The organism is Sphingomonas sp. P3_C5 (assembly GCF_056402635.1).
In genome coordinates this window covers 42,214-55,723 of sequence record NZ_JBFUHA010000001.1, presented here as the reverse complement: position 1 = coordinate 55,723, position 13,510 = coordinate 42,214, and the positions used below count along the sequence as shown (strand labels likewise).

The 13,510-nt window shown below is 66.0% G+C and carries 14 protein-coding genes, 1 other RNA gene and 1 pseudogene; 11 read left to right on the top strand and 5 right to left on the bottom strand.

Annotation, left to right across the window (positions count from 1 at the left end):
- Positions 1–50 precede the first annotated feature (50 nt).
- On the top strand, positions 51–2,084 hold the full coding sequence (locus AC1DVS_RS00290) for an AAA family ATPase (RefSeq protein WP_478019221.1): 2,034 nt from the start codon (positions 51–53) through the stop codon (positions 2,082–2,084).
- Positions 2,085–2,112: 28 nt separating this feature from the next.
- Positions 2,113–2,763: pseudogene (locus AC1DVS_RS00285) on the top strand (UdgX family uracil-DNA binding protein); the annotation flags it as partial.
- Positions 2,764–2,957: 194 nt separating this feature from the next.
- Here the strand turns inward: AC1DVS_RS00285 and ssrA are convergent.
- Positions 2,958–3,305, bottom strand: a transfer-messenger RNA (tmRNA) gene (gene ssrA / locus AC1DVS_RS00280).
- Positions 3,306–3,346: 41 nt separating this feature from the next.
- On the opposite strand from ssrA, the gene AC1DVS_RS00275 reads away from it, so the two are divergent.
- The gene (locus AC1DVS_RS00275; RefSeq protein ID WP_478019219.1) at positions 3,347–3,778 is read left to right on the top strand and encodes an RrF2 family transcriptional regulator; all 432 of its coding nucleotides are present in this window, start codon (positions 3,347–3,349) and stop codon (positions 3,776–3,778) included.
- Here AC1DVS_RS00275 and mscL read toward each other — a convergent pair whose 3' ends face one another.
- On the bottom strand, positions 3,779–4,216 hold the full coding sequence (mscL, locus tag AC1DVS_RS00270) for a large conductance mechanosensitive channel protein MscL (RefSeq protein WP_478019217.1): 438 nt from the start codon (positions 4,214–4,216) through the stop codon (positions 3,779–3,781).
- A gap of 81 nt (positions 4,217–4,297) precedes the next feature.
- Between mscL and AC1DVS_RS00265 the strand changes: the two genes are divergently transcribed.
- The 5 genes from AC1DVS_RS00265 to AC1DVS_RS00245 all read left to right on the top strand — a co-directional run bounded on the left by AC1DVS_RS00265 (position 4,298) and on the right by AC1DVS_RS00245 (position 7,407).
- The gene (locus tag AC1DVS_RS00265) at positions 4,298–4,882 is read left to right on the top strand and encodes a LemA family protein (protein ID WP_478019215.1); all 585 of its coding nucleotides are present in this window, start codon (positions 4,298–4,300) and stop codon (positions 4,880–4,882) included.
- A gap of 98 nt (positions 4,883–4,980) precedes the next feature.
- Positions 4,981–5,397, top strand: coding sequence for a TPM domain-containing protein (locus tag AC1DVS_RS00260; protein WP_478019213.1), 417 nt, complete (start codon positions 4,981–4,983; stop codon positions 5,395–5,397).
- A gap of 11 nt (positions 5,398–5,408) precedes the next feature.
- The gene (locus AC1DVS_RS00255; protein ID WP_478019211.1) at positions 5,409–6,215 is read left to right on the top strand and encodes a TPM domain-containing protein; all 807 of its coding nucleotides are present in this window, start codon (positions 5,409–5,411) and stop codon (positions 6,213–6,215) included.
- Positions 6,215–6,895: a TPM domain-containing protein gene (locus AC1DVS_RS00250; RefSeq protein WP_478019209.1), complete on the top strand. Its 681-nt coding sequence runs from the start codon at positions 6,215–6,217 to the stop codon at positions 6,893–6,895. Before AC1DVS_RS00255 ends, AC1DVS_RS00250 begins: the two co-directional genes overlap by 1 nt.
- Positions 6,892–7,407 carry an NUDIX hydrolase gene (locus AC1DVS_RS00245; protein WP_478019207.1) on the top strand — a complete coding sequence of 172 codons (516 nt, stop codon included), beginning with the start codon at positions 6,892–6,894 and terminating at the stop codon, positions 7,405–7,407. Before AC1DVS_RS00250 ends, AC1DVS_RS00245 begins: the two co-directional genes overlap by 4 nt.
- Here AC1DVS_RS00245 and AC1DVS_RS00240 read toward each other — a convergent pair whose 3' ends face one another.
- Both AC1DVS_RS00240 and hrpB read right to left on the bottom strand, forming a co-directional pair.
- Complete coding sequence (locus AC1DVS_RS00240) at positions 7,408–7,689, bottom strand: ETC complex I subunit (protein ID WP_478019205.1); 282 nt, start codon at positions 7,687–7,689, stop codon at positions 7,408–7,410. It lies immediately after the preceding gene.
- A 28-nt stretch (positions 7,690–7,717) separates the two neighbouring features.
- On the bottom strand, positions 7,718–10,249 hold the full coding sequence (gene hrpB / locus AC1DVS_RS00235) for an ATP-dependent helicase HrpB (RefSeq protein WP_478019203.1): 2,532 nt from the start codon (positions 10,247–10,249) through the stop codon (positions 7,718–7,720).
- Positions 10,250–10,388: 139 nt separating this feature from the next.
- Between hrpB and AC1DVS_RS00230 the strand changes: the two genes are divergently transcribed.
- Positions 10,389–11,402, top strand: a complete 1,014-nt coding sequence (locus AC1DVS_RS00230) for a cation diffusion facilitator family transporter (RefSeq protein WP_478019201.1) — start codon at positions 10,389–10,391, stop codon at positions 11,400–11,402.
- On the opposite strand, the gene AC1DVS_RS00225 is transcribed toward AC1DVS_RS00230, so the two are convergent.
- Positions 11,396–12,409 carry a polyprenyl synthetase family protein gene (locus tag AC1DVS_RS00225; protein ID WP_478019199.1) on the bottom strand — a complete coding sequence of 338 codons (1,014 nt, stop codon included), beginning with the start codon at positions 12,407–12,409 and terminating at the stop codon, positions 11,396–11,398. The genes AC1DVS_RS00230 and AC1DVS_RS00225 overlap by 7 nt on opposite strands.
- A gap of 105 nt (positions 12,410–12,514) precedes the next feature.
- Between AC1DVS_RS00225 and AC1DVS_RS00220 the strand changes: the two genes are divergently transcribed.
- Together AC1DVS_RS00220 and AC1DVS_RS00215 are read left to right on the top strand one after the other, a co-directional pair.
- Positions 12,515–12,799: a chorismate mutase gene (locus AC1DVS_RS00220; RefSeq protein ID WP_478019198.1), complete on the top strand. Its 285-nt coding sequence runs from the start codon at positions 12,515–12,517 to the stop codon at positions 12,797–12,799.
- Between the two features lie 103 nt (positions 12,800–12,902).
- On the top strand, positions 12,903–13,481 hold the full coding sequence (locus AC1DVS_RS00215; RefSeq protein WP_478019196.1) for a hypothetical protein: 579 nt from the start codon (positions 12,903–12,905) through the stop codon (positions 13,479–13,481).
- The last annotated feature ends 29 nt before the right edge of the window (positions 13,482–13,510 follow it).

Sequence of the window (13,510 nt, the reverse complement as noted above, 5' to 3'; positions counted from 1 at the left end):
TCAAAAGCGCGACAGTCGACGCCCCAAATGCGTCCGCTCGACCGCTCATGGTGGATGAGAATATGGGCACGACGGTTACGTCGCGGCAGCTGGCAGTCATGCTGCGCGCGACACTCACAAAGGATGGCCGCGCCGGTCGGGCGCTGCTCGAATGGGCGGAGGAGCATCGCTCGGTCTTCTGGCCGGCGCTGAAGCTGCGCGCGAAGGACAAGGGCGCCAAGGACGGGGGCGCCAAAGACGGGGACAACAAGATCAGCTGGGCGAAGCTCGCTACGCTGGCTGCCGACATGGCCGAGGATCCGCTGACCGCGGACCTGGCCGAAGCGGTCGAGAATATTGCGACCGTGCTGAATTTCGGCGCGCAGGATCGTGCCGTGCTCGAGGCGGGCCTCGCGCTCTCCTTCCATCCGCGCATCGCCCGGCTGAGCTGGGCGCTGGAGATGGCGCATGAGGATATGGCCCGCGTCGCCGGAATGCTGGCGGGCGCCGATCCGGTCCATGCCGGCACGATGGTGCGCACCAGCCTGCCGGTGCAGCTCGGCCTGTTCGAGATCGGCATGGCGACGGGCGGCGGCGTGGCGTTCGATGTCAGCTGGTGGTTCGAGACTTTGCTCGCACGCGGCGGGCATGATCCCGATCGGCTGATCGAGGCGCTCGCCGGCAAGCGTCAGGAATCCACCCTGACCCTTGCTGATTTCCCGGCGATGCAGGGCGATCTGGATTTCGTCGCGCGGCTGCTCGCAGGCGCTGTCGAGGCGAGCGCGCCGGGCATCAACATACTGCTCCATGGCCCGCCTGGCGTCGGCAAGACCGAGCTTGCGCGGGCGCTCGCGGCGCATGTCGGCGCGGCTTTGTTCGCGGTCGGCGAGAGTGATGCGGACGGCACCGAGCCGCGCCGCCACGAACGCGTCGCTGCCCTGCTCCGCGCCCAACGCGCACTCCAGCGCGACGATCGCGCGCTGCTGCTGTTCGACGAGCTCGAGGATCTGATCGGCGATGCTAACCAGGTCGCGGGCACCGGGCGCTATGCCAACCGGGCGGGGTCGAAGATCTTCGTCAATCGCATGCTCGAGACCAACAGCGTGCCGATCATCTGGACCAGCAACGCGATCGACAATGTCGATTCCGCCTATCTCCGTCGGATGAGCTTCGTGCTGAAGCTCGATCATCCGCGCGGGGTGGAGCGGGACAGGGTCCTGGCGAGGATGGCAGCGATCGAAGGCTGCGCAGTCGGTGACGATCTCGCGAGCCTCGCCCGCCAGGCGCCCGAAACGCCGAGCGTGGCACGGGCCGCGATGCGCGCGGCACGGATCGCGGGCGCCAATATGGGAGACGACGAGCGCGTCGCGCGGTCGCTGGTCGGCGGCCTGCGTGGCACGGCGGTCAGGCTCGCCGAGGCGACATCCCGCATCGACCTGTCGCTGTTCGAAAGCGATCCGCCCGTTGCCGGGCTGGTCGAGCAGCTCACGCGCGCCGGCGCGCCGCTCGGCTTCTCGGTGCTGCTGGCGGGCCTGCCCGGCACCGGCAAGACCCAGCTTGCCGCGGAGGTCGCTGAACGGCTCGGGCGGCCGCTGGTCACCCGGCGCGCCTCCGATCTTCTGTCGGCGTGGGTCGGCGAAACCGAAGCGAAGATCGCAGCCGCTTTCCGCGATGCGGCGGCGGACGGTAGCGTGCTGTTCTTCGACGAGGCCGATTCGCTGCTGTTCGATCGCCAGACCGCGCGGACGAGCTGGGAGGTGACTCAGGTCAACGAGCTGCTGACCTGGCTCGACCGTCACCCGCTGCCGGTGTTCGCCGCCACCAACGATCAGCAGCGGCTCGATCCGGCGGCGCTCAGGCGGTTCACCTTCAAGCTCACACTTCAGCCTTTGTCGCCGGCCTCGGCGGCACGGGCCTTCGAGCGCTTCTTCGGCTGCGCGGCACCGATTGGCCTGGCCCGGCTGCGCGCACTGACCCCCGGCGATTTCGCCGTGGTCGCGCGGCAGGTGAAGGTGACCGGACCGATCCCGGCCGAAGCGCTGCTCGCGCGGCTCGAGGCGGAGCTTGCGGTCAAGCCGGGCGGCATGGCGACGATCGGCTTCTGAGCCGGCTGGCGCGACAGTCCCTCGATGAAGCGGAATGCGCGCAACCGCGTTGATGCCCGTCTGCAGGAGAAGTGGCATGACCGGAAGTGCCAGAACGGCTTGGGAAAGACTGCGTGCCGAAGCGGCCGGCTGTACGCGCTGCGACCTGTACCGGCACGCGACTCAGACGGTGTTCGGCGAAGGCCCGGTAGATGCGGCGCTGATGTTCGTCGGCGAGCAGCCAGGCGACCAGGAGGACCTCTCCGGCCGCCCGTTCGTCGGCCCGGCCGGCCAGGTCTTCGACCGCGCGATCGCCGCCGCGGGGATCGATCGCGCGGGCGTATATGTCACCAACGCAGTCAAGCATTTCAAGTTCGAGCAACGCGGCAAGCGCCGCATCCACCAAAAGCCAGACGCAGGCGAGATCACCGCCTGCCGCTGGTGGATCGAACAGGAGGCGCTGCTGATAAAGCCCAAGGTCACAGTGGCGCTAGGCGCCACCGCAGCCCGCGCCCTGTTCGGAAAAGTGATGGCCATCGGCAAGGAACGCGGCCGCCCCCACATCCTCCCCGGCGGCGGCGAAGCCTGGATCACCGTCCACCCCAGCTTCCTCCTCCGCATGCCCGACCGAGAAGCCGCCGACGAAGAGTTCGAACGCTTTGTGGAGGATCTGAAAGCAGTGAAGGACAGGCTTGCTTGAAATGCGGGCCAAGAGGTGCGGAAATGTGGCTCAGGCCGAGCCGAAAAGCGTGATGTGTGAGCATCGGAGCGCAGCGTACGTCAGGTACGTGAGCACCGAAGCGCAGCACATCGCGCTTTGCAGGCCGGCATGGGCCGCATTTGCGCACCTCTTGGAGTGGGGGGCTTCTGTTGCCCGGTGCCCCCCGTACCGCTGGAATCCGCTTCTGTTGCCCGGTGCGGCCCGGACCGCGCTTTCGTCCTTAGTAAACTAGACCGTTAGGTCCGGTTTACGCGGCAATCGCGAGTGCTTCGTTGTCGTTAGCACTTGTGGTTTTGAGCCTTATACGGGTTACTCAGCCCGGGCAAAAACAGCGCCTTTCAATACACGTCGATCCTGGTTCGGCCCCGTCATGACCGGCCCGTGAGAGCCGGTTGTGGTGGAGCCGCCGGGTACTGCCCCCGGGTCCGCTGCATCTAGTCTACGCTGCACTTTATCACCATAGCCTTGGGCGAACCCTCGGCACGGCTGATATAGGCATTGCCGAACTTAATGAAAAGGCCGCCTTTCACTCGCCACAATATGAGCCCATATCGGTAGCGTTATGTTGACACAGCGTTCCCGCTACGCGCTCCGCGCGATGATGTTCCTGGCAGAAGCACCCGCAGGCGGTCCGCCGATCCCGATGAACCGGATCGCGGCCGAAGCGAATGTGCCACGCAAGTTCCTCGAATTGATCCTCGCCGATCTGCGCGAAGCCGGTTTCCTCCACAGCCATCGCGGCAAGATGGGCGGCTATTGCCTGTCGCGCCCGAAGCATCTGATTTCGCTCGGGGAAATCATCCGCGTCATTGAAGGCCCGCTTGCGCTGGTGCCCTGTGTCAGCCGCACGGCGTACCGCCCGTGCCGCGACTGCAAGGACGAGGCGACCTGCGCGATCCGGCACGCCATGATGCGGGTCCGCGACGAGACCGCACGCATCCTTGACGGCACCAGCCTCGCTGACGCCAACGCCCAGGATCTCGCGGCCGCCTGATCAGGCCGGCCGTTTCTTCAATTCGTCCCTGATCTCGCGGAGCAGCGCGACATCGGCCGGCTCCGCTGCGGGCTCGGCTGGCGCCGCTTCGGGCGTCGCCATCATTTTTGTCGCGGCGCGCACGATCAGGAAGATGATGAAGGCGAGGATCAGGAAATTCACCGCCTGGGTGATGAAAGCGCCGTACCCGAGCACCGGCACGCCGGCCTTTTTCAGCGCGGCATAATCAGTCGATCCGGCCAGCGCGGCGGGCACCTTGCCGAGCACAACGAAATAGCTCGAAAAATCGAGACCGCCGAAGATCTTGCCGATCACCGGCATCAGCAAATCATCGGTCAACGAGGTCACGATCTTGCCAAACGCCGCCCCGATGATCACCGCCACCGCCAGATCAAGCACATTGCCGCGCGCGATAAACGCCCTGAACTCCTTGAACATCGGTCATCTCCATCCGATTTCACTTCCGCCGCGCCACGCTAGTCGCGTATCAGGACGGCGCAAGGGTTGGAGGGATCATTCATGAGCTATCGTGTTTTCTTCGCGCTGACATCTGCCGTCGCGCTCTCCGCCTGCGGATTGAACAGCGTCCCCACCGCTGAGGAGAATGCCAAGGCGCGCTGGGCCGATGTGCAGAATAATTATCAGCGCCGCGCCGATCTGATCCCCAATCTGGTCGCGACGGTGAAGGCTGCCGGCGCCCAGGAAAAGAGCATCCTCGTCGAGGTCACCCAGGCCCGCGCGTCTGCGTCCCAGGTGAAGATTTCCGGCGCGGACCTGACCGATCCGGCCAAGGTCGCCGCGTATGAGAAGGCCCAGACCGGCCTGACCCTGTCGCTCCAGCGGCTGCAGGAGGCATATCCCGAGCTCAAGTCACAGGCCAATTACACCACCTTGATGAGCCAGCTCGAAGGCACCGAGAACCGCATCGTGATCGCCCGCAAGGATTATAACGACGCGGTGCAAGCCTATAATACCCGCATTCGGACCTTCCCCGACGCGATCGGTGCGAAGGTCTTTTACGGCGCCAAGCCGATGGTGCCGTTCCAGGCGACCACGCCGGGCGCGGAGACCGCGCCCACGGTCAATTTCGGGAATGCGAGCTGATCCGAGGGCTCGCCCTCTCGGCGGCATTGGTGCTGGCCGGGTGCGGGACCTCCGCCCCGGCCAAACCAGGCACGCCGGCGGGATATGATTTTCCCGCATTGTCCGGCCGTGTCGTGGATGCAACCAATCTGCTTCCCGATGCCTCGCGTACTGCGATTGCCCGCAAACTGGCGGTGCTGGAACAACGCACCGGCCATCAATTCGTGGTCGTGACGGTGCCTGGTCTCGGCGGACACACTATCGAGGATTACGGCGTCACGCTCGGGCGGACATGGGGAATCGGACGCAAGGGCGTCAATGACGGCGTGCTGCTGATCGTGGCGCCCGTCGAACGCAAGGTGCGGATCGAAGTCGGCTATGGTCTAGAGCGGGCGTTACGCGATGAAGAGGCGCGCGCGATCATCGATTCCGCTATCCTGCCGGCGTTTCGGGCTGGCGACATTCCGCGCGGCGTCGCGGCGGGAGTCGATGGCGTGATCCGCGAAATTTCGCCTTCGGAAAGGTTGGCAGCGTGAATTTCCTTCGCATGATGATCCTGGCAGCTTTGATGCTGCTCGGCGCTCAGGCCGCCCAGGCCCAGAATTTCCCCAAACTTACCGGTCGGGTGGTCGATGCCGCCGATCTGCTCTCGCCGGAGCAGGAGGCGCAACTCACCCAGCTCTCGGCCGACATTGAAAAGGCCTCCTCGCGCCAGTTCGTCGTCGCGACCGTGCCTGATCTCCAAGGCTATCCGATCGAGGACTATGGCTACAGGCTCGGTCGGGCGTGGAACATCGGGCAGAAGGGCGCGAACAACGGCATCATGCTGATCGTCGCGCCCATTGAGCGGAAGGTGCGCATCGAGGTTGGCTATGGCCTCGAGCCGATCATGACGGACGCGCTTTCGAGCCAGATCATCAACGACACCATCCTCCCGCATTTCAAGGCCAAGGATATGCCCGGCGGCATCATCGCTGGCGCCAACGCGATCGGCGAGCAGATGAAGCTCCCCCTCGAGGCGGGTGAAGCCCGGGCGGCGAAGCTGGTCGCGAAGCCCGTGCATGTGCGGTCGAGCGGTGGCGGTATCCCGTTCGCGCTGATCTTCGTGATCATCGTCATCGCCCTGGTCATCATGTCGCGCTTTAGGCGCGGCCACGCGGGACGGCGCTATCGGGGCGGCACCGCCCCGGTCATATTATGGGGCTCCGGCCTCGGCGGCAGTTCGGGTGGCGGCTGGGGCAGCAGCTGGAGCAGCGGCGGCAGCTCGTCCTGGGGCGGCGGTGACAGTGGCGGTGGCGGCTTTTCGGGTGGCGGCGGCTCGTTTGGGGGCGGCGGCGCCTCGGGGGGATGGTAATGTCGCGGATCACGCATTTCGGGCCGGAAGATCATGCGCTGGTCGCAGCGGCGGTCACCCGTGCCGAAGAGGGTACGGACGGCGAGATCGTGACGATCGTCGCTGAGCGGTCCGATCAATATCACGATGCCGGGCTCCATTATGCGATCGCGGCGGCGCTGGCGGTGGTTGCGCTGGCGGCAATCAGCCCGGGGGCCTTTGAAACCAGGTTTGACTGGTCTTCGGCCGGCTGGGGCGAGTCCGATCCGCGGCTGTTGCTGTTCACGGTGCTGATCGCCGAGACGGTCGTTTTCCTCATCGTCCGCTATGCGCTGGCATGGATGCCGCTCCGCATGGCGCTGACGCCGCGCAGCACCCGGGCGCGGCGGGTGCGGCGGAGAGCAATCCAGTATTTCAAGGTCGGGGCCGAACGGCGCACCAGCGCGCGGGTCGGCATCCTGCTCTATCTCTCGCTCGACGAGCGCCTGGCCGAGATCGTCGCTGACGAGGCGATCCACAAGGCAGTGCCGGCCGAGCGTTGGGGCGATGCGATGGCCGCCCTGGTCGATGAAGTGCGCGAGGGCCGGCCGGCGCAGGGCATGGCCGCGGCGGTCGCCAGCATCGGCACGATCCTGTCGGAGACCTTCCCCAAGACCGAAACCGACCGCAACGAATTACCGGATAGGCTGATCGAATTATGAACGAGCCGATCGAGACGGTCTGGGCGGGCCGGTTCATCACCGTCAAGAAGCAGGGCACCTGGGAATATGTCGGCCGCGCGCGCGGCATCCAGGCAGCGGTGATCCTCGCGATCGATGAGGGCGACGTCATCCTGGTCGAGCAATATCGCGTGCCGCTCGGAAAGCGCTGCCTCGAATTGCCGGCCGGGCTGGTCGGCGACGAGGAAGAGGGCGAATCGGTCGAGCTGTCCGCCGCGCGCGAGCTTGAGGAAGAGACCGGATATCGGCCCGATCAGGTCGAGGAGATCGGCTTCTTCAATTCTTCCCCGGGCATGGTCTCGGAGGGCTTCACCCTGGTCCGCGCGACCGGCCTCAAGAAAGTGAGCGACGGCGGCGGCGTTCCCGGGGAGGACATCACCGTCCACCGCGTGCCGCTTGCGGAGATCGTCGACTTCGTTGCCGCCAAGCGCGCCGAAGGTGTCGCGGCGGACGTCAAGCTGTTGCTGCTGCTCGGCCCGTCGATCCTCGGCTAATTAGCGGAAATTATCCGCATAGCTTTGCAACTTCAGCTTCCGCTCCGGCGCCGGGATTACCGTGAAGGCAAGGCCCTCGCGCTCGGCATAGGCGATCGCTGCTTCCAGCGTCGGGAAGCCGAGCCGGATCTGGTCGCGCGTATCGCCCGATCCGGCCCAGCCGGTCAGCGGATCGGGGCGCTTCTGCTCGGCCGGCGCGAATTCGAGCTGCCAGAGGTCAGTGCGCGCGCGACCCGATTGCATCGCGTTCTTTGGGCGCTGGAAGATGCGTGCGGTGGTCATCGTCGAATCCTTGAAACTTGCATGCGCCTTATCGCGGTTGCCGCGCCCTTGCATCCGCATTTTTCGTCCGCGTGGTTGGGACCGCGCCGGCCGGGTCGTCGGGCCAGGGATGGCGGGGATAGCGGCCGCGCATTTCCTTCGCCACCGCGGCCCAGCTTCCCGCCCAGAAGCCCGGCAGATCGCGCGTGGTCTGGATCGGCCGGCCGGCGGGCGATGTCAGGCTGAGCACCAGCGGCACGCGTCCGCCGGCGACGCTCGGGTGTTCAGCAAGTCCGAACAGCGCCTGGGGCCTGAGATCGACACGAGGTCCGCCCTCAGCCGCATAGTCGATCGGGTGGCTGCTGCCCGCGGGCGAGTGGAAATGCGTCGGTGCCTGCGCATCGAGAATCCGCAGCGTGTCCCAGCCGATCACGCCGCGCAACGCCTCGGCGAGCGCACCGGGGTCGATCGCGTCAAGGCGACGCTTGCCGGCAAGCAGCGGCACCAGCCATTCCTCTGCGCGCGCAAGCAGGGCGGGTTCATCGATATCCTCAACCGGAAACCCTGCGCCGCGCACGAAAGCGATACGATCGAGCAGCGCGCGCGCAGCCTCGCTCCAGGGCAGCAGCGACAGCCCTTGGTCACGAACGCCTTCGAGCAAAGCGCTCGCAATGGCCTCGGGGTCGGCATTCGCATCCGGCCCGCTCGACAGCCGGATCGCGCCAAGCCGGCGTTCGCGCAGCGCCTGTACGCCGCTGGTCGCTTGATCGAAGCTGACGGTGCGCCGGGTTTCGATCCTGCCGCCGAACAGCGCCTCGACCGTGGCAAGGTCGATCGGCGCGGCGGAGAGAATGCGTGCGCCCGAGGCCATTCCCTGCGTCTCGGCCACAGCAAGCCATTCGTTCCGAGCGAGCGAGGAGGTGGGGTCAAGCTTGAAACCCCGTCCGCCGACCGAAGCCCAGGTCTCGCCCGAAGCGTCGCGGCGCTTGGCAATCCGATCCGGAAAGGCGAGCGCTATGCAAAGACCCACGTCTTCCCCCCCTCCCGCTTGCGGGAGGGGGCTGGGGGGTGGGCGCCCGACCTCGGCAAACGCACCGCCCGAGGAGGTCACGCGCCCACCCCCTGAAGGAGCAAGACCAGCCCACCGCTTCGCCAGCTTCCGCCCGCCCTCAGCCCGCGGCCCGCGCTCAGTCCGCCAGCGCCGCAGCCGCGTCTCCAGATCCACATCATTCCCGCCAAGCCCGCGCTCGCCCAACAGCACAGCGACCTCAGCCGCCGTCTCCGCCAGCCCTATCTCCCCCGCGCGCACCAGCATATGTCCGAGCCGGGGCGGCAGCGGCAGCCGCGCGATCGCCTTGCCGTGATCGGTCGGCCGCCCATCCGCATCGATCGCCTCCAGCACCGCCAACCGCGCCCGGGCCTCATCGACAGCGGCAGCGGGCGGCGGATCGAGCCACGCCAGCATCCGCGGATCACCCACGCCCCACAAAGCGCAATCGAGCGTCAGCGCCGAAAGATCTGCCTCGAGAATCTCGGGCGGATCGAACCGCGGCAGCCCCGCCGTCGCCGCCTCTTCCCAAAGCCGATAGGCCACCCCAGGCATCTGCCGCGCGGCACGCCCGGCACGTTGCGTAACAGCGGCCTGGCTCGCGCGCTCCGTGACAAGCCGTGTCATCCCCGCCGCGCGATCATAACGCGGCCGCCGCGCCAGCCCCGAATCGACCACGACACTGATCCCGTCGAGCGTCAGGCTGGTCTCGGCAATCGAGGTAGCAAGCACGATCTTGCGCCGCCCCTGCGGGTCAGGCGCAATCGCCGCACGCTGGGCGCCAGGATCGAGGCTGCCATGCAGCTTGTGAAGGACGATATCGGCACCGAGCCCCTCGATCCGCTCGGCGGTCCGCTCGATCTCGGCGACCCCCGGCAGAAAGGCGAGGATGCCCCCGCTTTCCTCCCGAAGCGCAAGCCGGATCGCCCCAGCGACCGAATCCTCGATCCGCGCCTCAGCCGCCCGCCCGATATGCCGAAGCGCAAGCACATGGCTCCGGCCCTCGCTCTCGATGACCGATGCATCCCCCATCAACGTCGAGAAACGCCCCCCATCGAGCGTCGCCGACATTGCCACCAGCCGCAGATCCGGCCGCAACGCCCCCTGCGCGTCGAGCGCAAGCGCCAAGCCGAAATCGCTGTCGAGGCTCCGCTCATGCACTTCGTCGAACAACACCGCCGAAACCCCGCCAAGCTCCGGATCAGCCTGGATGCGATTGACGAAAATGCCCTCAGTCACCACCGTCACCCGGGTTACAGCCGAGCGCTTCGAATCCATCCGCGTTGCATAACCGAACGTCTTGCCGACCACCTCGCCGGCCTGGCTCGCCATCCGCTCAGCCGCCGCACGCGCCGCGAGCCGGCGTGGCGAAAGCAACAGGATCTCGCCCGTACACCAGGTCTCATCGAGCAAAGCGGGTGCAACCGCCGTCGTCTTGCCCGCACCCGGCGGAGCAACCAGCACAGCGTTCGAGCTGACCCGCAACGCAGCGAGCAGATCGGGCAACACAGCATGGATGGGGAGCGTCGTCATGCGACGATCAGACCGGTCATCCGCCCTGCCTATGCCCAAGGCCCGAGCCGCGCCACCCGCGAATCGGCCAATTATATCGATGTCCTAGCATCTCCTGCGAAACCAATGGTACGTAGCGCTATCGAAACGGAGGAATTGCGTGGCCGGTCACAGCCATCATCACGGCCCACACACGCACGATGCGCATGATCACGCGTCGGATCATGGCCATCACGGCCACGACCATCAGCATGGACACGGTCACGGACATAGCCACGGACACGGCCATTCCCACGCCCCGACCGGACCAGGCTTCGAACGCGCCTTCGCGATCGGCATCGGGCTCAACCTCACCTTCGTGATCCTCGAAGCCGGCTTCGGCTTCGTCGCGCACTCAGTCGCCCTGCTCGCCGATGCCGGCCATAACCTGTCGGATGTCCTCGGCCTCGCGGTCGCCTGGGGCGCGGTGGCGCTCACCAAAAAGGCGCCGACCAAGCGCTTCACCTATGGCCTCAAGGCCTCGACGATCCTCGCCGCACTCACCAACGCCTTGCTGCTGCTGGTCGCACTCGGCGCGATCGTGCTCGAATCAGCCCAGCGCCTCGCGACACCAGCGCCCGTGCAAGGCGGCCTGGTCTCGATCGTCGCCGCAATCGGCATCGCCGTGAACCTGTTCACTGCCCTGTTGTTCGCGCGCGGCCGCAAGGGTGACATCAATATCCGCGGCGCCTTCCTCCATATGGCGAGCGATGCCGCGGTCTCGGCCGGCGTGGTCATCGCCGGCCTCGTCATCCTCAAGACCGGCAATCTCTGGATCGATCCGGTCGTCAGCATCGGCATCGCCGCCTTGATCTTCGTCCAGACCTGGGGCCTGCTGCGCGAATCGGTCGAGATGACACTCGGCGCCGTCCCGCGCGGCATCGACTACGACAAGGTCTGGATCGAGCTCCGCCTGCTCCCCGGCGTCGCGCGCGTCCATCACGTCCATATCTGGCCGATGAGCACAACGGAGACGGTGCTGACCGCCCATCTGGTGATGCCCCGCGGCCACCCCGGCGACGCATTCCTCGAAGAAGCGCGCGACATGCTGAAGGCCAAATTCGGCATCGGCCACGCCACGATCCAGGTCGAGATCATCGGCGAGAATTGCGACGAAGGCCGCGTCCCTCAATAGGCGCGAGACACCGCGAACTCGACTGCCTCGACCATCGCATCCTTCGCCTTGCCGCCCCCAAAGCTGCCCAGCGCATCGATCGCCCGCTGCCCATAATGCCGCGCCCGCGCCAGCGTATCGTCCACCGCGCGGGTCGATCGAACCAGCGTCACCGCATGCTCGAAATCCTCGTCGCGCGCGCGGTGGCCCTCGATCGCCGCCTTCCAGAACACCCGGTCCTCGGCCGAGCCGCGCGCATAAGCGAGGATGACGGGCAGGGTCGATTTCCCCTCGCGGAAATCGTCGCCGGCATCCTTGCCCATCGTGCCCGCGTCCGAAATATAATCGATCGCATCGTCGACAAGCTGAAACGCGATTCCGAGATTGCGCCCATAGGCATCGAGCGCCGCTTCTTCAGCCTCGGGCCGCTCGGCCACCACCGCGGCGATGCGGCAGGCGGCGGCGAACAGCGCGGCGGTCTTCGCGCCGATAATATCGAGATAGCGTTCCTCGCCGATATCGATCCGGCGCGCGGCAGTCAGCTGGTTGACCTCGCCCTCGGCAATGATCGCGCTCGCGCCCGACAATATCTTGAGCACCTTGAGCGAGCCGTCCTCGACCATCAGCTCGAACGCGCGGCTGAACAGGAAATCGCCGACCAGCACGCTCGCCGGATTGCCCCAGATCAGATTGGCGGTGCGCTTGCCGCGCCGCAGGTCAGATCCGTCGACGACATCGTCATGCAGCAGCGTCGCGGTATGGATGAACTCGACCGCCGCCGCGAGCCTATGGTGCCGCGCCCCCGTATACCCAAGCAGCCGCGCGCTCGCGAGCGTCAGCATCGGCCGCATCCGCTTGCCGCCGCCGGCGATCAGATGGCCGGCCAGCTCCGGGATCAGCGGGATCTCGGACTGCATTCGGCCCAGGATCACGACGTTGACGAGGTTGAGGTCGCCCGCGACCAGCTGGACCATCGATTCGAGCGAGGGTTGCGGCCGATCGTCGATGCGGTGAATGGTGGCGCTCATGTCACCGCGCGATGTGGCCGCAGAGGCGGACAAAGGCAAGCCTTCGGGGTTGCGCGGGTCGTTTCGGGCACGCAAAAGGTTCGCGCAATTGGCAAGGAAGACACAGTGACCGACGAAACGCTCAGCGGATACCGCCAGAGCATCGACAATATCGACGCAGCGCTCGTGTTCCTGCTCGCCGAACGCTTCAAGGTCACCCAGGCGGTCGGCCGCTACAAGGCGACGAGCGGCCTGCCCCCGGCCGATCCCGGCCGCGAGGAAGCCCAGATCGCCCGCCTGCGCGGCCTGGCCAAGCAAGCCGATCTCGATCCCGAATTCAGCGAGAAATTCCTGCGCTTCATTATTGATGAGGTGATCCGCCACCATGAGCGGCTGCAGGGCGGGGGGTAGAGCGCGCTGCGAACAGGTGGAGCTTGGCTATCCAGGAAGCTTGCCAGAGGCCGGGTTTGGCTTAACCTCTGTGAAGTCGACACGGCCAGGGGGGCGGGCGAGCATGAGCGTCATCGAATATGTCTCGGTTTTCGTCTCGATCGTGCTTGGTCTCGCGGTCACCGAGCTCGGCACCAGCTTCCACAAGTTGATGCGCGCGCGGCGGCGGGTCCAATGGGACTGGATGAGCCTGGCCCTTGCTTTCGTGATGCTGCTGGAGGTCGTTCAATTCTGGTGGTTGTCTTACGACTGGTATGCACATAGCACCGGCCTGAGATTGGTGGAGTTCCTGCCCAATCTCACCCTGTTGCTGCTTATTTATCTGATGGCGGCAGCGGTGTTGCCCGACGAGGTTCCCGCGGAAGGCCTCAATCTGCGGTTGTTCTACGTCGACTCCGCACCCTATTTCTGGTCCCTGGTGCTCGCGATGACCGTCGCCATCATCCTGATCCTCGGCCCTCGCAATGCAGGCACGTTTGATTTCCTCGCGGTCGCCAGGAACCAGATCGTCAATATCGGCGTCGTTTGCGGGGTCGCTCCGCTGCTGTTCATTCGCAAAATCCGAGTGCACCAGGCCGCGATCGTCGGCTTTGTCGGACTGGTCAGTTGGATTTATCTGAGCAGCTTCAGGAGCATCCATTGATAGGGTATTTCGGGGACACTATACTAATT